The following is a 16,909-nucleotide window of genomic DNA, read 5'->3' on the forward strand; positions in this document are numbered from 1 at the left end:
AGGTCGCCTAGACTCGGCCGCGATGGCCGAACTCGCCGCATCCCCCGCTGACCTGCGCGCCCTGCGCACGGTGATCGACGGCCCGCTGGCCGAGATCGCCGGCCGCTGCTCCCGGTACCTGGCCGAGCGCTGGCCGCACGACGCGCTGGTGATCTTCACCAGGGAGTGCACCGGGCGGCCGCGCAAGGTGGCGGGCGCCGCCGAGGTGGTCGATCGGGTCGGGATCGGGGAGCTGGAGGCGGTGCGGTCGGCGCTCGCGCCGGGTGAGCACGCCGAGCTCACCGCGCGGCTCGGGGAGCAGCCGCGCCGGGTCTGGGCGGTGCTCGACCACTCCGGCATGCTGCTCGTCCTTGTGCCGCGGGAACCGGCGCGGCCCGTTCGCCACGCCGCCGAACTCGCCGCGCGGTTCGGCATCGTCGCCACCTCGATCCGGCAGCAGGTGGCGCAGGCCAGCCCGGAGTACCTGACCGAGGCCCGCGCGGCCTCCGCCGAACGCGCCCGCGCGGTCGCCGAACTCACCGCCGCGCACGAGGCGACGCTGACCGCGGTCCTCGCCACCCTGCGCGCCACCGGCCTGGACGACCGCCAGGCCAGGGCGGCCGCGACCGAGACCGCCTCCGCCGCACTGCTCGCCGCCCGCGCGGGCCGGGCCACCGAGCGCGCGCTGGCCGAGGAGCCACCCGCCGCCGCCTTCGACCGGCTGCGCGCCGAGCTCGCCCCGGTGCTCAGGGACACCGAGGTGCTCTTCGCCGCCCCGGGCGCCGGTGCCCCGCTGCCCGGCGAGATCGCGGTGGGGGCGCGGGCCATGACCACCGCCGTCGTGCTCGCCTTCGCGGCCCAGCCGGGGCTGCGCCGGCTCCGGGTCGGCTGGGAGCACGCCGACGCCGCGCTGCTCATCGATGTGCGCGATCAGGAGTCCGGTGCACTCGACGCCGACGCCCTGCGCCGCACCCTCGAGGGCCGGGTCCGCACGCTGCGCGCCGCGCTGGAGATCGAGGCGCTGCCCGGCTGGGGCAGCAGGGTGGCGCTGCGGCTGCCGCTCGCCGCGCCCGCGGCGCGCCGGGAGCGCGGCGCGCTCGACCGGCTGAACCGGCGCGAGCGCGAGGTGCTCGGGCTGCTCGCCGCGGGCAGGCGCAACCGCGCCATCGCCGCCGAGCTCGGGGTCGCGGAGAGCACCGTCAAGTTCCACGTCACCGGGGTGCTGAAGAAGCTGGCGGTCGCCACCCGGGGTGAGGCCGCCGCGCTCGGCGTCCGCGCCGGGCTGCTTCCCGGCGAGCCCTGAGCACGGGTTTCGCTCTGCCGGAGGCGGTTTCGGCGTTCCGGTGGGCAGACCCGCTGCCGCGCAGCGCCGGTCGGGATTGACATATCCCGCCACCGTCTCCGGCGCCGCCGCGCGGTGGCGATACGCTCGGCGCCGAAGTCGATCGCGCCCGCGCTCCGGGCGGGACCGTACGGCCCCGCGGAGTCCGCGGAATGAGCGATAGCGAAAGGGAATGAAAGCAATTCGGCCACGACGGTGCGATGAGCGGCGAAGCCGGGTACCGTACCCACGCGTGATCACTTGTCTGCCATCGTATCTTCCCGGCAGGGAGTCGCAGTGACCATCGAACAGAACAACGAAGACGATGTCACCGCGCTGGCGAGACGGGTCGAGCGGGCGAGAGGCCGTCTCGCGTATCAGTTCGATCCGGCGCTGACCCAGGCGCTCTCGGAAGACGAACTGCGCTCCGAGCGCGAGCTCGCCGAGCGCATCCGCACCGAGGAGCGCGGGCAACGGTGGAAAGAGGTGCAGGCGGCCGCCTCGGCCTCGGATCGCGCACGGCAGACCACCGAAGCCATCGAGAAGGCCGACATGCGAGATCTCCTGCTCGCCCGCAAGGCGATCGCCGCGCAGCGGCGCGAGTCGAGCCCGCACGCCAAACTCGCCTCGCTCTACCGGCATCGCTCCTGGTCGCTGCGGGCCCTCGCGGGCGTCGTCACGGCGGGCATGCTGTGGTCGGCGGTCAACGTCCAGCAGAACATCGCGCCGGGCGGCCCCACCGACCCGCTCTTCTGGTTCAGCTACCTGCTCGAGGCGATGATCAGCGCGTGCCTGATCATCATCATGATCGGCACCAACAAGGTGGCCGAGTGGGGCGTCATCGACAACCGGCGCCAGGTGCTCGCCGCCGAGGCCGCGCTGCTCGCGCTCACCGTCTCGCTGAACACCTATCCGTATGTCCGGCTCGGCAACTGGTACGACGCCGCGGTGCACGCGGTGGCGCCGGTGATGATCGGCGTCGCGCTGCTCATCCACGACGCGGTGAGCGCCCGCTACGGCCTGGCCATCGCCAGGGCGACGGCCCAGGTGCGCGACCTGCCGGACGCCACCGACCAGATCCGGCTGCGGATGCCGGGCGCCTACCGCGGCAGCGCCATCACCGAGCTCGGCAGGCCGCCCATCGACGAGCCCGTCGCGCTGCCCCCGATGGCCGAGGGCGAGTACGAGGTGGTCGAGGAGGACGAGCTGCCGCCGGAGGATCCGGACAACGACCCGGACGCGGCGGAGCAGCCCGACGAGGACGAGCGCACCGAGCTCACCGGCGGCGCCGAGGAGGGCAGCGCCTTCCGCTCGCCGAACCAGCCCGCGCGGCAGCCGGTGACCGCGAAGGCCGAGGCCGAAGTCGCGGAGACCGAAGAGGTCGTCGCGGCGGAGGTCGTCGAGGAGCCGAAGCCGGCCCCGGCCAAGCGCGCCCGCCCCGCCGCCAAGACCGCCAAGCCCGCGGCCGCCAAGCCGCAGCGCGCCCCCGCCCCGGAGGAGGTGCCCGCGGATGACGCCCCGACCGGCGTGATCCCGGCCGTCGTCGCCGAGGCCGAGGCGCCAGCCGCACCGCAGCCCGCCGCCAGGAAGACCGCGGCGAAGGCGGCGCGGCCCGCCGCGAAGACGGCGGCCAGGACCGCCGCCAAGACCGTCGCCGCGAAGGCGGCCCCGGTCGAGGAGCCCGCCGCCGAGGAGCAGCCCGCGCCGAAGCCGGCCGCGAAGACCGCCAAGCCCGCCGCGGTGCAGCCCGCCGCGGTGCGGACCGAGCCCGTCGCCGTGCCGGAGCCCGCGCCGAAGCCCGCGGCCGTCGAGCCGGTCGTCCGGCCCGCCGCCGCCAGGGTGGCCGAGCCGGTCGCCGCGCCCGCAGCGCAGCCCGCCGCCGCACGGGCGGCCCAGCCCGCCGCCGCGGCCAGGTCGGCGCAGCCCGCCGCGCGGGCCGCGCAGCCCGCTCGCGTCACGCAGCCCGCCGCGCGGGCCGCGGGCCAGGGCAGGGCGGCCGCCGCCGCGCAGCCGGTGTCCAGGCAGGCCACCGCCCGCGCGACCGCGCCGGTGGAGGTGCCGGAGCCGGATCGTCCGGCCGCGCCGGTGATCAGCTTCGCCAGCAAGGCCGCCGCCAGGCCCGCCGCGGATCGCGACCCGATCATGATGCCGATCGAGCCGACCCCGTCCCGCCCGCGCAACTCCGGCCCGCGCACCGGCCCGCTGGCCGCCGTCGGCAGGAAGAAGAAGGCCCCCGAGCCCGAGCCCGCGCCGATCCCGGCGACCTCGGACGTCTACGACACCGGCGCGCTCCGGGTCGCCGACATGCTGGAGCAGGAGCTCGCCGAGCTCCGCGAGAAGCGGCGCCAGGCGCGCGCCGCCGGTCGCAGCAGCCGCTCGAGCCGGGACTACTGACCGGCAGCATTCTCCGAAGCCGACAGGGCCTCGACCCCGCCAGGGGGCCGGGGCCCTGTTTCCGTCTCCGGGCGCCGGGTAGCCGCGCCCCGACACCACGGAGACAGGAGAACGACGTGAAAGCAGTTGTCTGGCACGACGTCGGCGACATCCGCCTCGACGAGGTGAGCGATCCGAAGATCCAGGAGCCCACCGACGCGATCGTGCGGATCACCACCTCCGCCATCTGCGGCACCGACCTGCACCTGGTGCGCGGCACCATGCCCGGGTTGCTGCCCGGCACGGTGCTCGGGCACGAGGCGGTCGGGGTGGTCGAGGAGACCGGCTCCGCGGTCCGCGGTTTCGCGGCGGGCGACCGGGTGGTGGTGTGCTCCACCATCGCCTGCGGCCACTGCGGCTACTGCCGCGCCGGGTACTACGCGCAGTGCGACGTCGCCAACCCGAACGGCCCGCAGGCGGGCACCAGCTTCTTCGGCGGCCCCGAGGGCACCGGCCCGGTGGACGGGCTGCAGGCCGAGTACGCGCGCATCCCGTATGCCGCGACCACCCTGGTCAAGGTGCCGGATTCGGTCACCGACGAGCAGGCCATCATGGTCTCCGATGTACTGCCCACCGGGTGGTTCGGCGCGAAGCTGGCGCAGGTCACGGAGGGTGACACCGTGCTGGTGCTGGGCGCGGGAGTGGTCGGGCAGTGCGCCATCGCCTCGGCGAAGCGGCAGGGGGCGTCCCGGGTGCTGGTGATCGACGGCCTGGCCGATCGGCTCGAGGTCGCGCGCTCGCAGAATGCCGAGCCGATCGACTTCAACGCCGAGGACCCGGTGGCCGCGGTGCGCGAGCTCACCGGCGGAATCGGGGTGGACCGGGTGATCGATGCCGTCGGCGTCGACGCCCAGCGCCCGAAGTCCGGCCCGGCGGCGGAGAACCTGCCGGTGGACACCGGCACCTTCGAGGCCGAGCGCGCGAAGGCGGCGCCGGAGGGCAATACCGGGGACGGCCAGTGGCTGGCGGGCGATGCCCCCAGCCTGGCGCTGCGCTGGGCCGCCGACGCCGTCGCCAAGGCGGGCAGTATCGGCGTCATCGGCGTGTACCCGCCGGATTTCGACGCCTTCCCGGTCGGCGCGACGGTGAACAAGAACCTGACCGTGCAGGGCGGCAACTGCAACCACCGCCGCTACATCCCCGGGCTGCTCGGCCGGGTGGCGCGCGGTGATATCGACCCCACCCGCTTCATCACCCAGCGCATCGAGACGGTCGCCGCCATCGATGCCTACCGTGACTTCGACCTGCGCCACGACGGCTGGTTGAAAACCGTGGTCGCGGTGTAGCAAAGGGCGCTGCGCGCCCGGCCGGGCAGGCGGGCGCGCAGCGCATCGGTACCGGATCAGTCCCCGGTAAGGGACCCGTCCACTCGCCGCGGGATACCGAGCGGGTTCGCCGCGCGGAGCTCGGGGGCGAGCAGGGCATCGGGCACGTTCTGGTAGGCCACCGGGCGCAGGAAGCGCTCGATGGCCAGGCTGCCGACGGAGGTGGTGGCCGGGGCGCTGGTTGCGGGGAAGGGGCCGCCGTGCACCACGGCGTGGCCGACCTCGACCCCGGTGGGCCAGCCGTCGAAGAGCACCCGCCCCGCGATCAGCTCCAGCTCGTCCAGCAGCGCACCGGCCTGCTCGCAGTCGCCCGCGGCGGCGTGCACGGTGGCGGTGAGCTGGCCCTCCAGCTCCGCGGCGAGCGCGGGCAGCCGGTCGGCGCTCGCCCTGACCACGATCGAGGACGGCCCGAAGACCTCCTCGCGCAGCGCCGGATCGGCGGCGAAGCGCGCCTCGTCGGTGACGAAGAGGTGCGGCACCCCGGTGCAGGTATCGCTCGTGCCGGTGCCGGTGGCCGCGGTGCGCACCCCCGCGCTCCCGGTCAGCCTGCGCACGCCGTCCGTGAAGGCGGCGGCGATCCCGACGTTCAGCATGGGGGCGGCGGCCGCCGCGCCGACCGCAGCGCTCGCCGCGGCCACGAACTCGTCCGCGCCCGGCCCCTCGGCCAGGAAGACCAGCCCCGGACTGGTGCAGAGCTGCCCGACCCCCGTGGTCAGCGAGGCGACGAACTCCGCGCCGAGCTCCGCGCCGCGCTCGGCGAGCGCCCCCGGCAGCACGAAGACCGGGTTCACGCTGGACATCTCGGCGAAGACCGGGATCGGCACCGGCCGCGCCGCCGCCGCGGCGACCAGCGCGAGCCCGCCCCGGCGCGAGCCGGTGAAACCGACCGCGGCGATCCGGGGGTGCCGCACCAGCGCGAGCCCCGGCTCGACGCCGCCGTGCACCAGCGAGAAGGTGCCCTCGGGCAGATCGCAGCCGCGCACCGCGCTCCGCACCGCGCGGCCGACCAGCTCCGAGGTGCCCGGATGCGCGGGGTGCGCCTTCACGACCACCGGCGCGCCGGCGGCGAGCGCGGAGGCGGTGTCACCGCCCGCCACCGAGAAGGCCAGGGGGAAGTTGCTCGCGGCGAAGACCGCGACCGGGCCGAGCGGAATCCGCCGCTGCCGCAGGTCCGGCTTGGGCAGCGGGGTGCGTGCGGGGTCGGGGGTGTCCAGCCTGGCTCCGGTCCAGCTGCCCTCGCGCACAACGGCGGCGAAGAGCCGCAGCTGGCCGGTGGTCCGCCCGACCTCGCCGCGCACCCGCGGCTCGGGCAGCCCGGTCTCCGCGATCACCCGCTCGACGAGGGTGTCCCCGAGCGCCTCCAGCTCGGCGGCGATCCGCTCCAGGAAGGTGGCGCGCTGCTCGAAGCCGGTGTGGCGGTAGACCTTGAAGGCCGCGTGCGCCAGCTCGGCGGCCCGCGCGACATCGTCCTCGGCCGTCGGCCGGAAGACCGGCTCCAGCGCGGCGCCGGTCGCCGGGTTCACGGCCTGGAACGGCTCGCCGCTGCCGGGCACATCGGTACCGCCGATGAGCGCGGCGCCGGTCAGCAGTGTTTCGGTGGTGGTCAAATCAGCTCACCCGTTTCACGAGATCGGCCAGCTCGGCCACTTCCACATCATCCAGGTCCGTCAGCGGGGTGCGCACCGGCCCGGCCGGGCGGCCGATGACCTTCATCCCCGCCTTGATGATGCTCACCGCGTACCCGGATTTCCGGTTGCGCAGCTCGCAGTACGGAATCACGAAGTCGTTCAGCGCATTCCGCACGAACTCGGTGTCCTGCTCGCGCACCGCGCGGTAGAAGGCGAGCGCGAACTCCGGCACGAAGTTGTAGATCGCCGAGGAGTAGGTGGTGACGCCGAGCGCCAGGTACGGCAGCGCGAACAGCTCCGCGGTCGGCAGCCCGCCCACGTAGGTGAGGCGCTCGCCGACCCGGGCGTAGATCCTGGTCATCTGCTCGATATCGCCGATGCCGTCCTTGAAGCCGACCAGGTTCGGGCAGCGGTCGGCGAGCTCGGCGACCGCGACATCGGAGAAGGCGGCATTGGCGCGGGAGTAGAGGGTGACGCCGAGCTCGGTGGCCGCGCAGACCCGCACCACGTGCTCGACCAGCCCCCGCTGGCTGGCCTCGGTGAGGTAGGGCGGCAGCAGCAGGAGGCCGTGCGCCCCGGCGCGCTCGGCCGAGCGGGCCATCTCCACCGCGGTGGCGGTGCCGTAGCCGGTCGGCGCGATCACCGGCAGCCCGGCGGGCGCCTCCTGCACCGCGGCGGTGACGACCTGCTCGACCTCGCCGGGGGTCAGCGAGAAGAACTCGCCGGTGCCGCCGGCGGCGAAGAGCCCGGAGGCGTCGAACTGGCCGAGCCAGGCGATGTTCTCCCGGTACGCGGCCTCGTCGAACGAGCCGTCGGCGCGGAAGTGGGTGACGGGGAAGGAGAGCAGCCCCGAGCCGAGCTGCGCGGCGATCTGCTGCGGCGATGCGGTGGTCATGTCCTCACGGTAGGGAGCACTTATGATTCACGTCCAACACTGTTTTTCTCTCTATCAATACAAGGCCGGTATCGAATGTTCACCTTCGTCCAGCTCACCCACTTCGTGGCGGTGGCCGAGGAGCTGCACTTCGGCCGCGCGGCCGAGCGGCTGCGCATGACCCAGCCGCCGCTCAGCAGGCAGATCCAGCTGCTGGAGAAGGAGGTCGGCGCGGAGCTCTTCGACCGCTCCAACCGCACCGTCCGGCTGACCAGGGCCGGGCGCGCCTTCCTGGTGGACGCCCGCAGGCTGCTGCAGCAGGCCGAGCGCGCGGCGCTGGCGGTGCGCCGGGTCTCGGACGGCACCGGCGGGGTGCTGCGGGTCGGCTTCACCGGCGCCAGCGTGCACTCCGGGCTGCCGCCGGTGCTCGACACCGCCCGCGAGCGGCTGCCCGACGTCGACGTGGAGCTGCGCGAACTGGTGACCATGGATCAGGTGGAGGCGCTCTCCGAAGGCTCGCTCGACCTCGGGCTGGTGCGCCCGCCGATCGCCAGGCCGGATCTCGCCACCCGGGCCTTCGTGCGCGAGGGGCTGGTGCTGGCGCTGCCCGCCGGGCACCCACTGGCCGAATCCGGCGAGCCGGTGCCGGTCGCCGCGCTGCACGGGGTCGAGATGGTGATGCACGCGCCGGTCGAGGCCCGCTACTTCCACCAGCTGGTGACCAGCGTGCTGCACGACGCCGCGGTGATTCCGCTGGTCACCCAGTACATGACCCAGGTGCACAGCCTGCTCGCGCTGGTGAACCTGGGCTGGGGCGTGGCGCTGGTGCCGGAGTCGGCGACCGGGATGCGGTTCGACAATGTGGTCTACCGCGAGCTGCCCGGGGTAGCCGCCCGGGTGGAGCTGGATCTGGTCTGGCGGCAGGGCAGTGAGAATCCGGCGCTGGCCCGGCTGCTGGCCGAGCTCAGGCACGATACCTTTACTGGATCGATTCACACCTAATTAGTGTTGGACCGGCATCGTGCCTGGTCCTAGATTCGGAGTCTGTGAGGCGAGTCACTCGCCGGTCAGGACTCGAACGAAAGGAGTGGACGATGTCGTTCACTCGGCCGTCATCGGCGGAGCTGGAAACCGCGGTTGCCAAGTTCTTCCGCCGCGTCGTCCCGCTGTTCATCGTGATGTTGATCTGCAACCAGATCAACCGCTCCAATATCGGCTACGCCAGGGAGTACCTGGAGGCGGATGTCGGCATCGGCGCCGCCGCGTACGGCTTCGGCGCCGGCATCTTCTTCATCGCCTACGCGCTCTTCGAGCTGCCGAGCAACGTCATGATGGAGAAGTTCGGCGCCCGGATCTGGCTCACCAGGATCATGGTGAGCTGGGGGCTGATCTCCGCGGCCATGATGTTCGTGCAGAACGCGACCATGTTCTACGTGCTGCGCTTCCTGCTCGGCGCCGCCGAGGCGGGGTTCTTCCCCGCGGTGATCTTCTACCTGGCCAAGTGGCTGCCGAACTCGCACCGCGGCCGCGCCACCGCGCTCTTCGTGGCCGGCTCCTCGGTGGCCGCCGCCATCTCCGGGCCGCTCTCCGGCCCGCTGCTCTCGCTGCACGGCGCGGGCGGGCTGCACGGCTGGCAGTGGATGTTCGGCATCGAGGGCATGGTCTCGGTGCTCGTCGGCTGCATCGCCTACTTCTTCCTGGATTCCCGGATCTCCGACGCGAAGTGGCTGACCGCGGGCGAGCAGCGCGCTCTCACCGAGACCATCGAGGCCGAGGAGGTGGCGAAGGCCGCCAACTCCGGGGTCGCGCACCGCGGCTCGCGCTGGAAGATGCTGCTCGACCCCAAGCTCATCCTGCTCTGCTGGATCTACTTCGCCATCCAGCTCTCGATCTACGCCAACACCTTCTGGCTGCCGTCCATCGTGCGCCGGATCGGCGGCCTCACCGACGTCACCGTCGGGCTGCTCTCCTCGCTGCCCTGGATCTGCGCGGTGGTCGCCATGTACCTCTCCGCCCGGGTCGGCGACCGGACCGGCAACCGCAGGCCGCTGCTGATCATCGCGCTGCTCACCGCCGCCGCGGGCACCTACCTCGCCGCGATCGCCTCGCCCTGGCTTGCGCTGCTCTTCCTCTGCGTCGCGGCCATGGGGTTCAAGAGCGCGAGCCCGCTGTTCTGGTCGATTCCGCAGTCCGGGCTGCACCCGCTGGTGCTCGCCCCCGCGATCGCCATCATCAACTCGCTCGGCAACCTCGGCGGGTTCGTGGCGCCGTACGGCTTCGGGCTGATCAAGTCGGCGACCGGCGAGGTCACCTGGGGGCTCTACGCCCTGGCCGCCGCCTCCGTGCTCGCCGCGCTCTCGGTGCTGGCGATCCGGAAGCCGGGCGGGCTGACCGCCCTGAACGCCGGCGGCGACGTGCCCGCGGGCGACGGCGGCGGCCCGTCCGCCGAGCCCACCACGCGCGACCTGGCCGCCGCCGCGTCCGCCCGACCCACCCTGGAGGCCAGGTCATGACCAGCACCCCCCGCGTCACCGATGTGCGCGTCGTCCCGATCGCGGGCCACGACAGCATGCTGCTCAACCTCAGCGGCGCGCACGCCCCCTTCTTCACCAGGAACCTGGTGATTCTCACCGATACCGACGGGCGCACCGGGGTCGGCGAGGTGCCGGGCGGCGAGCGCATCCGGGCCACGCTGGAGGAGGCCCGCGCGCTGATCGTCGGGCGGAGCGTCGGCGAGTACAACGCGGTGCTCGGCGATATCCGGCGCACCTTCGCCGGGCGGGACGCCGGTGGCCGCGGCGCCCAGACCTTCGACCTGCGGGTCACCGTGCACGCGGTGACCGCCGTGGAGTCGGCGCTGCTCGACCTGCTGGGGCAGCACCTGGAGGTGCCGGTGGCGGCGCTGCTCGGCGAGGGCGTGCAGCGCACCGCGGTGCCGGTGCTCGGGTACCTCTTCTTCGTCGGCGATCGGGAGCGCACCGACCTGCCCTACCGCTCGCCCGCCGACGAGCCCGCCGACGCCGACGCCTGGACCCGGCTCCGGCACGCCGAGGCGCTCACCCCGGATACCGTGGTGGCGCTGGCCAGGGCCGCCCGGGAGCGGTACGGCTTCCGGGATTTCAAGCTCAAGGGCGGGGTGCTGCCCGCCCGCGCGGAGGCGGCGGCGGTGCGCGCGCTGGCCGGGGAGTTCCCGGACGCGCGGGTCACGCTCGACCCCAACGGCGGGTGGCTGCTCGCCGAGGCCATCGAGATCGGCCGCGAGCTCAGGGACGTGCTCGCCTACGCCGAGGACCCGGTCGGCCCGGAGGGCACCTTCTCCGGGCGCGAGGTGATGGCCGAGTTCAAGCGGGCCACCGGGCTGCCAACCGCCACCAATATGATCGCCACCGACTGGCGCGAACTCGGCCACACCGTCCGCACCGGCGCGGTCGACATCCCGCTGGCCGACCCGCACTTCTGGACCATGGCCGGCTCGGTGCGGGTGGCCCAGCTCTGCGCCGCCTGGGGACTCACCTGGGGTTCGCACTCGAACAACCACTTCGACGTCTCGCTGGCCATGTTCACCCACGTCGCGGCCGCCGCCCCCGGCACCATCACCGCCATCGACACGCACTGGATCTGGCAGGACGGCCAGCGCGTCACCCGCGACCCCTACCGCATCGCCGACGGGCAGCTCACCCTCCCGGACCGCCCCGGCCTCGGCGTCGAGCTCGACGAGGAGCGCGTCGCCGCCGCCAACGAGCTCTACCTGCGGGAGGGGCTCGGTGACCGCAATGACGCGGCCACCATGCAGTACCTGGTGCCCGGCTGGACCTTCGACAGCAAACGCCCCGCCCTGGTCCGCTGAGCGGTCGGCTCAGCGCACGGGATAGGCCAGGGCGAGGAAGGCGTGGACGGTGCGGAGCAGTTCGCGGCCGAGGGCGCGGTCGTCGTCGGCGGCGGGGAGTTCCAGAGTCCAGCGGGTGAGGGTCTGCTCGGCCTCGGTGGCGAGGTGCAGGAGGGGGAGGCGGGTGGCGGTGAGGCCGGGGAGGCCGAGGACGACGAGGCGGGCGCAGCGGTCGACGATGTCGAGGACGGCGAGCAGCTCGGCGGGGACGGCGGTGCCGGAGTGCGTGCCCGCCAGCGCCGCGGCGCCGTGGCAGCGCTGCGCCACCGCGCCGAGCGCCGCGCGCAGCGGGGCCGGCTCCGGCTCGCCGAGGTTGGCGCGAACCGTCGATATCGCCATCTCGATACCGCGCAGCCGGAGCCGGACCAGCCGCGGATCGCGATCCGCCTCGAACTCGGCGCACGCGGCGGCGATCGAGGTCGCGGCCGCTCGGACAGGGATGCTGGTCGCTGCGGTCATCCGTCCCGCCTTCCGTTTCACCCGGCCTTCCTGAACGGCCGCCCAGGAAGGAATCGGACGTAACATACTCTCGGTCCAGCTGAGCCGCCACCTGGGATTATGTGGAACGGAGATTCACATAATCCGGCGGTTCAGACGGCCTTGCGCAGCCCCGCGTCGACCAGTACGTCGGCGCCGGTGGTGCTGGCCGAGCGCGGCGAGCAGAGCAGCGCGACGGCGTCCGCGATCTCCTGGGGATCGATCAGCCGCCCGGTGGTGAGCGCCATCATGGCCGCCGCCCCGCCGCCGAGCACGGCGTCCCGATCCGATCCGGTCGCCGCGGCGATCACCTCGGCGGCGCCGCCCGGCTCGGTCCACCACGGCGTCAGCACCGGCCCCGGCGAGACCGTGTTCACCCGGATGCCCCGCGGCCCGTACTCCTCGGAGAGCGCCTTGGTGAGGTTGCCGATCCCGGCCTTGGCCACCCCGTAGTCGACATTGATCGCGCTCGGCACGTGCGCGTGCGTCGAGGAGACATTGACGATCGCCCCGCCGCCGCGGGCCAGCATGAGCGGCACCGCCGCGCGCACCGCCCGCACCGTCGCCATCACGTTGAAGTCGAACATGGCGAGCCAGTCGGCGTCGTCCAGCGCGGTGAAGGAGAAGCGCGGGAGCACCGCGCCCGGCGGCGGCCCGCCGGCATTGTTGACCAGCACGTCGACCCCGCCGAAGAGCTCGGCCGCGCGCTCGATCGCGTGGCCGGGGCCCTCCGGGGTGGCCAGGTCGGCGGCGACGTGCACGAGGCGAGCACCGGCGAGTTCGGTCAGCTCGGGGGTCGGGCGCCGGGAGACCGCGACCACCAGCGCGCCCTCGGCGCGCAGCGTGCGCGCGATGGCGAGCCCGATGCCCTTCGAAGCGCCGGTGACCACCGCGACCCTGTCCTGCAGCAGAAGATCCATGCGAAAAGCCTCGCCCGCGCGGCGTTCCGGCGCTGGCGGCTTCCGGACCTCGCGCTGCCGGGTGGCGCGGATCGCACCCCCGAGTGAGCCGCGAACGCGTGGGTAGCCTGTCGTGAGGACGAACCGACCGACCACACGACAAGGAGTTCTACGCCTTGGAGGACGTCATCCGGCCGCTCATCGTCTTCGGCGTCACCGTCGCGATCACCGTGCTCGCGGGGCTGGTCATGGACCGCCTGCTGCGGTACAGCGCGCGGAAACGCCCGGACACCCGATTGCCGCTCCTGCTGCGGCGCCTGCAATTACCGGTGCAGGTGCTGCTCGGAACGGTGGCCCTGCACCTCACCTACCCGCTCGCGGAGCTGCACCTGCGGCAGGACGCGATGATCCGCAATATCCTCGCCACCATGGCCGTCATGGCCCTGGCCTGGACCGTCATCCGGTTCGCCGACGCGGTGGCGGAGAACACGCTCGCGGCCTACTCGCACCGCACCCAGGACATCGCCCGGGTGCGTCAGCTGCGCACCCAGCTCGGGCTGGTGCGCCGGATCATCACCTCGATCCTGGTGGTCACCACCGCTGCGGTGGCGATCCTGCTGCTCTTCCCGACCATGCGCACGCTCGGCACCTCGCTGCTCGCCTCGGCCGGCGTGATCGGCATCATCGCCGGTGTCGCGGCGCAGTCCACGCTGAGCAATCTGGTGGCCGGGCTGCAGATCGCCTTCGGCGACTCGGTGAAGATCGGCGACACCGTCGTGGTGGAGGGGGAGTGGGGCACCGTCGAGGAGATCACCCTCGCCTTCCTGACCGTCCGGATCTGGGACGACCGCAGGCTGACCATGCCGGTCTCGTACTTCAACAGCATGCCGTACGAGAACTGGTCGCGCGGTGGGTCGCAGATCACCGGGACGGTGTTCCTGCACCTCGATCACTGCACGCCGATCGACGCGCTCCGCGACCATCTCCGCGACTTCCTGAAGCAGCGGGACGACTGGGACGGGCGCACCTGGAATCTGCTGGTCACCGACAGCACGCCGACCAATATCGTGGTGCGCGCCTCGATGTCGGCGGCCGATGCCGACGATGTGTGGACGCTGCGCTGCGCGGTGCGCGAGGAGCTCATCGGCTGGCTGGGGGAGCATCATCCGAGGGCGCTGCCCAAGGTCGCCACCGCGGTGATCGGGGCGGGGGAGCTGGAGGTGTCGTCGGGGGAGAAGCGGGTGCTCGACGGGGTCGGGGCCGGGCGGTAGTTCCGGGGAAGCCGCGGGTGCGCCGGAGTCCGGCCCACCCGCGAGCCCGGCCCGCCGAGCCCTGTGCTCCTGCGAGCCCGGCTCGGCGCGGCCGCTACCCGATCAGCCCAGCTCGGCGAGCTGGGGGACGACCGGCGCCAGGCTCTCGATCCACGCCGCGGGCTTGCCCGCAGGCGGCATGACGATGGCCTGGTGCACGCCGATCTTCGCGTAGCCGGCGAGCCCGCGGACGAAGCCGTCGTGATCGTCCGGGTTCGGCGACCCGGCCATCACCGTCACCCGGATGTCGGCGAAATCCCGCCCGACGGTGTCGCAGTGCCCGCGCAGCACGTCGAGCTTGTGCTCCACATCGGCGGGCGAGGTGCCGAACAGATTGCAGCGGTCGGCGTACTGCGCCACCAGCCGCAGCGTCTTCTTCTCCCCGCCGCCGCCGATCAGCACCGGCGGCGTGCGCAGCGGCTGCGGCGCGCACAGCGTCTCCGCCAGCTGGTAGTGCTTGCCCTCGAAGGGCCCGTTGTCGGCCGGATCCCACATCTGCTTGGCGATCCGCAGCGCCTCCTCCAGCCGCTCGAAGCGCTCCGCGATCGGCGGGTACGGCACGCCGAGGCCGAGGTGCTCGCGCTCGAACCAGGCCGCGCCGATGCCGAGCACCGCCCGCCCGCCGGAGAGCACGTCCAGCGTGCTGACGATCTTGGCCAGCAGCCCCGGGTGCCGGTAGGTCACCCCGGTGACCAGCAGCCCCAGGTCGATGGCGCTGGTGTGCGCGGCCAGGTAGCCGAGCGTGGTGTAGCCCTCCAGCATGTTCGCCTCGGCGGGCAGCCCGGTCGGCTCGATCTGGAAGAAGTGGTCCATGAAGGAGAGCCAGGTGGCGCCGGACTCCTCCGCGGCGCGGCCGACCGCGGCCAGTTCACCGGCGATGGCCGCGGGCCCGCCGTCGATATCGAAGATGGGAACGTGGATGCCGAGCTGCATGAGGTGGACCCTCCAGTGGTGTCGGTGACGATCTCGGTACCGACGCTATTACCTGGAGTGCACTCCAGGGCAAGTGCCGACCCACCCCGCCACCACCGCGAGCCCGCTCACCCGGTGCACGAGCAGGAAGCCGAAGGGACGGTCGAACCGTACCCGGAGCGCGGTCGTCGTCCGCTTGGGCGGCAGCGCGGGCCGCGCCGACCCGGCGCGCATACCGAACGCGCTCACCGCGGCCGCCGTGAACCCGGTCGCGCCGAACTCGGCGAGCACCCCCTGCGCCCCCCGCTGCACCGCGAGCGGCTGCGGCGAGAGGCCGGGGAAGTGCCCGCGGGTGGGGTCGAGCGCGGTGCGCAGCCCGAACAGCTCCGGGTGCTCGAGCAGGTCGTGCTGCGAGCGGACCAGGAAGTGCGGCAGCTCGACCGTCAGCGAGTCCTGCTGCCGGTGGCCGTACACCTCCTCCCTGGTGAGACCAGGGCCGTCGGCATCGAGCCCGGTGCGCACCGGGACCGTGCCCGCCAGCGCGGCGATGCCCGCCTCGAGCACCGCGCCCGGCTGCTCCGGGCCGAGCAGCAGGTGCACGTCGGCGTCGCCGATCCCCCTGACCACCAGCCGCGTCACCGGCGTCGGCGCGTCGAGGACCGCGATATCGGTGACCCACGGCTCCGTGCGGGTGAGCCCGGCCGTCCGCTGCCCGCGCCACGGCCCGTCCTCGGGGGCGAGCGTGGTCTTCCGGAATTCGGTCTGCCACTCGGTGTCCGCCGCCAGCGCGGTGGCCAGCACCAGCAGCGTGCCCGGGTCGACGGTGAGCGGGAAGCGGTCGATGAGCCCCTTCGTGTAGCGGCGGGCCCAATCGTCCAGCGCCTGCTGCCCGGTGAGCGGCGCGACCGTCCCCGTAGGCACCGAGGCACGCCACTCCGGGCGCAGCGGCACCCCGTCGCGCACCCAGAAGCCGAGCGCGGCGGAGAGGTCGACCGAGCTGCCGAGCAGCTCCAGCAGCCGCAGCCCGCCCTCGTGCGCCGCCGCGGCCGGAATGCCGAGCGCGGCCTCCAGCTCGGCGCGCGCGGGACCGTCGGCGGCGCCGGTGAGCAGCGCGAGCAGCGGCCACACCCCCGCGCCGGAGAGGACGAAATCGCCGGAGCCGGCGGTGGCGGCCCAGCGCGCGGTCAGCGCGTTCGCGGCGGTGACGGACTCCGGTGAGATGGTGCGCACGGCACCACAATACGAAGCGCCGCTATCCTCCCGGCATGCCCGACCCCGCACACGGCGTCCCGCTGGTCGAGCGGGTGCTGCGCCACCCCGCCACCGCCACCCTGCTCGACGGGCCGCCCATGCCCATGCCTCCCGCCGACCTCGCCGCCGCGACCTTCCCCTCCGGCCGCCCGCTCACCCCGAGCCTGCGCGCCTGGCTCGGCTACGACACCGGCCTGCTGGCCAGGCACGGCTGGTTCGCCGCCGACGGCACCTTCGCCCCGCGCCCGCTGGACCGCTTCGTCGCCGACGAGCTGCACCCCGCCTGGGCCGCCGAATTCGCCGCCCTCGCCGAGCGCTTCGACGAGTGCTTCCTGCTCCCCGGCGGCTCGGACTCGCGCCGCCTGCTCGCCGTCGGCGCGGTCGACGAGACCGGCGAATACCCGGTTCTTGCGCTGGATTTCGACGACCTGCCGTACCTGGGGCTCATGTACCCCGGGTTTGACGTGTATCTCGGTGCTGCCGCGGGGGTGCTGGAGTTCGAGTTCCCGGAGTACACCGCGCTGGTCGGGCATCCGATCTACAGCAGGCGGATGCGGGAGCACGGGATGCGGTGGTTCGGCGGGGAGCTGGAGGTGCAGTTTCCGTTCTGAAGG

General features: G+C 73.4%; 14 protein-coding genes. 8 read left to right on the forward strand and 6 right to left on the reverse strand.

From position 1 onward, the window contains the following. The first annotated feature begins 22 nt into the window (after positions 1 to 22). The 3 genes from AB0H71_RS15900 to AB0H71_RS15910 all read left to right on the forward strand — a co-directional run bounded on the left by AB0H71_RS15900 (position 23) and on the right by AB0H71_RS15910 (position 5,019). Positions 23 to 1,282, forward strand: a complete 1,260-nt coding sequence (locus tag AB0H71_RS15900) for a LuxR C-terminal-related transcriptional regulator (RefSeq protein ID WP_357020629.1) — start codon at positions 23 to 25, stop codon at positions 1,280 to 1,282. A 315-nt stretch (positions 1,283 to 1,597) separates the two neighbouring features. Further along, the gene (locus AB0H71_RS15905; RefSeq protein WP_357020632.1) at positions 1,598 to 3,694 is read left to right on the forward strand and encodes a hypothetical protein; all 2,097 of its coding nucleotides are present in this window, start codon (positions 1,598 to 1,600) and stop codon (positions 3,692 to 3,694) included. A gap of 116 nt (positions 3,695 to 3,810) precedes the next feature. Continuing rightward, positions 3,811 to 5,019 (forward strand): alcohol dehydrogenase catalytic domain-containing protein, encoded by a 1,209-nt coding sequence (locus AB0H71_RS15910; RefSeq protein ID WP_357020635.1) that lies wholly within the window; start codon positions 3,811 to 3,813, stop codon positions 5,017 to 5,019. Between the two features lie 56 nt (positions 5,020 to 5,075). Here AB0H71_RS15910 and AB0H71_RS15915 read toward each other — a convergent pair whose 3' ends face one another. Both AB0H71_RS15915 and kdgD read right to left on the reverse strand, forming a co-directional pair. Next, on the reverse strand, positions 5,076 to 6,665 hold the full coding sequence (locus AB0H71_RS15915) for an aldehyde dehydrogenase (NADP(+)) (protein WP_357020638.1): 1,590 nt from the start codon (positions 6,663 to 6,665) through the stop codon (positions 5,076 to 5,078). A gap of 1 nt (position 6,666) precedes the next feature. Beyond that, positions 6,667 to 7,581, reverse strand: a complete 915-nt coding sequence (kdgD, locus tag AB0H71_RS15920; protein ID WP_357020641.1) for a 5-dehydro-4-deoxyglucarate dehydratase — start codon at positions 7,579 to 7,581, stop codon at positions 6,667 to 6,669. A 75-nt stretch (positions 7,582 to 7,656) separates the two neighbouring features. Between kdgD and AB0H71_RS15925 the strand changes: the two genes are divergently transcribed. The 3 genes from AB0H71_RS15925 to AB0H71_RS15935 all read left to right on the forward strand — a co-directional run bounded on the left by AB0H71_RS15925 (position 7,657) and on the right by AB0H71_RS15935 (position 11,407). After that, positions 7,657 to 8,562, forward strand: a complete 906-nt coding sequence (locus AB0H71_RS15925) for a LysR substrate-binding domain-containing protein (protein ID WP_357020644.1) — start codon at positions 7,657 to 7,659, stop codon at positions 8,560 to 8,562. A gap of 92 nt (positions 8,563 to 8,654) precedes the next feature. Beyond that, on the forward strand, positions 8,655 to 10,073 hold the full coding sequence (locus AB0H71_RS15930; RefSeq protein WP_357020647.1) for an MFS transporter: 1,419 nt from the start codon (positions 8,655 to 8,657) through the stop codon (positions 10,071 to 10,073). After that, positions 10,070 to 11,407 carry an enolase C-terminal domain-like protein gene (locus AB0H71_RS15935; RefSeq protein WP_357020650.1) on the forward strand — a complete coding sequence of 446 codons (1,338 nt, stop codon included), beginning with the start codon at positions 10,070 to 10,072 and terminating at the stop codon, positions 11,405 to 11,407. Before AB0H71_RS15930 ends, AB0H71_RS15935 begins: the two co-directional genes overlap by 4 nt. 9 nt (positions 11,408 to 11,416) lie before the next feature. On the opposite strand, the gene AB0H71_RS15940 is transcribed toward AB0H71_RS15935, so the two are convergent. Further along, a complete protein-coding gene (locus tag AB0H71_RS15940) occupies positions 11,417 to 11,905 on the reverse strand; it encodes a hypothetical protein (protein WP_357020653.1) in 489 nt (162 codons plus the stop codon). A gap of 131 nt (positions 11,906 to 12,036) precedes the next feature. Next, a complete protein-coding gene (locus tag AB0H71_RS15945; protein ID WP_357020656.1) occupies positions 12,037 to 12,843 on the reverse strand; it encodes an SDR family oxidoreductase in 807 nt (268 codons plus the stop codon). Between the two features lie 155 nt (positions 12,844 to 12,998). On the opposite strand from AB0H71_RS15945, the gene AB0H71_RS15950 reads away from it, so the two are divergent. After that, the gene (locus AB0H71_RS15950; RefSeq protein WP_357020658.1) at positions 12,999 to 14,093 is read left to right on the forward strand and encodes a mechanosensitive ion channel domain-containing protein; all 1,095 of its coding nucleotides are present in this window, start codon (positions 12,999 to 13,001) and stop codon (positions 14,091 to 14,093) included. A gap of 102 nt (positions 14,094 to 14,195) precedes the next feature. Here the strand turns inward: AB0H71_RS15950 and AB0H71_RS15955 are convergent, their stop codons facing one another. Next, entirely contained in the window at positions 14,196 to 15,065 is an 870-nt protein-coding gene (locus tag AB0H71_RS15955; RefSeq protein ID WP_357020660.1) for an LLM class F420-dependent oxidoreductase, read from the reverse strand. Between the two features lie 48 nt (positions 15,066 to 15,113). Continuing rightward, complete coding sequence (locus tag AB0H71_RS15960) at positions 15,114 to 16,274, reverse strand: serpin family protein (protein ID WP_357020663.1); 1,161 nt, start codon at positions 16,272 to 16,274, stop codon at positions 15,114 to 15,116. 35 nt (positions 16,275 to 16,309) lie between these two features. Here AB0H71_RS15960 and AB0H71_RS15965 point away from each other — a divergent pair, with 35 nt between their 5' ends. Then, positions 16,310 to 16,906 carry a hypothetical protein gene (locus AB0H71_RS15965; RefSeq protein WP_357020665.1) on the forward strand — a complete coding sequence of 199 codons (597 nt, stop codon included), beginning with the start codon at positions 16,310 to 16,312 and terminating at the stop codon, positions 16,904 to 16,906. Positions 16,907 to 16,909: the final 3 nt, after the last annotated feature.

It is taken from the genome of Nocardia sp. NPDC050697 (assembly GCF_040654395.1).
In the GTDB taxonomy this organism is placed as follows: domain Bacteria; phylum Actinomycetota; class Actinomycetes; order Mycobacteriales; family Mycobacteriaceae; genus Nocardia.

Coding starts and splice junctions, on each gene's coding strand:
- AB0H71_RS15930 (WP_357020647.1), top strand. CDS start 8,655: ATGTCGTTCACTCGGCCGTCATCGGCGGAGCTGGAAACCGCGGTTGCC.
- AB0H71_RS15925 (WP_357020644.1), top strand. CDS start 7,657: ATGTTCACCTTCGTCCAGCTCACCCACTTCGTGGCGGTGGCCGAGGAG.
- kdgD (WP_357020641.1), bottom strand. CDS start 7,581: ATGACCACCGCATCGCCGCAGCAGATCGCCGCGCAGCTCGGCTCGGGG.
- AB0H71_RS15945 (WP_357020656.1), bottom strand. CDS start 12,843: ATGGATCTTCTGCTGCAGGACAGGGTCGCGGTGGTCACCGGCGCTTCG.
- AB0H71_RS15935 (WP_357020650.1), top strand. CDS start 10,070: ATGACCAGCACCCCCCGCGTCACCGATGTGCGCGTCGTCCCGATCGCG.
- AB0H71_RS15900 (WP_357020629.1), top strand. CDS start 23: ATGGCCGAACTCGCCGCATCCCCCGCTGACCTGCGCGCCCTGCGCACG.
- AB0H71_RS15965 (WP_357020665.1), top strand. CDS start 16,310: ATGCCCGACCCCGCACACGGCGTCCCGCTGGTCGAGCGGGTGCTGCGC.
- AB0H71_RS15940 (WP_357020653.1), bottom strand. CDS start 11,905: ATGACCGCAGCGACCAGCATCCCTGTCCGAGCGGCCGCGACCTCGATC.
- AB0H71_RS15955 (WP_357020660.1), bottom strand. CDS start 15,065: ATGCAGCTCGGCATCCACGTTCCCATCTTCGATATCGACGGCGGGCCC.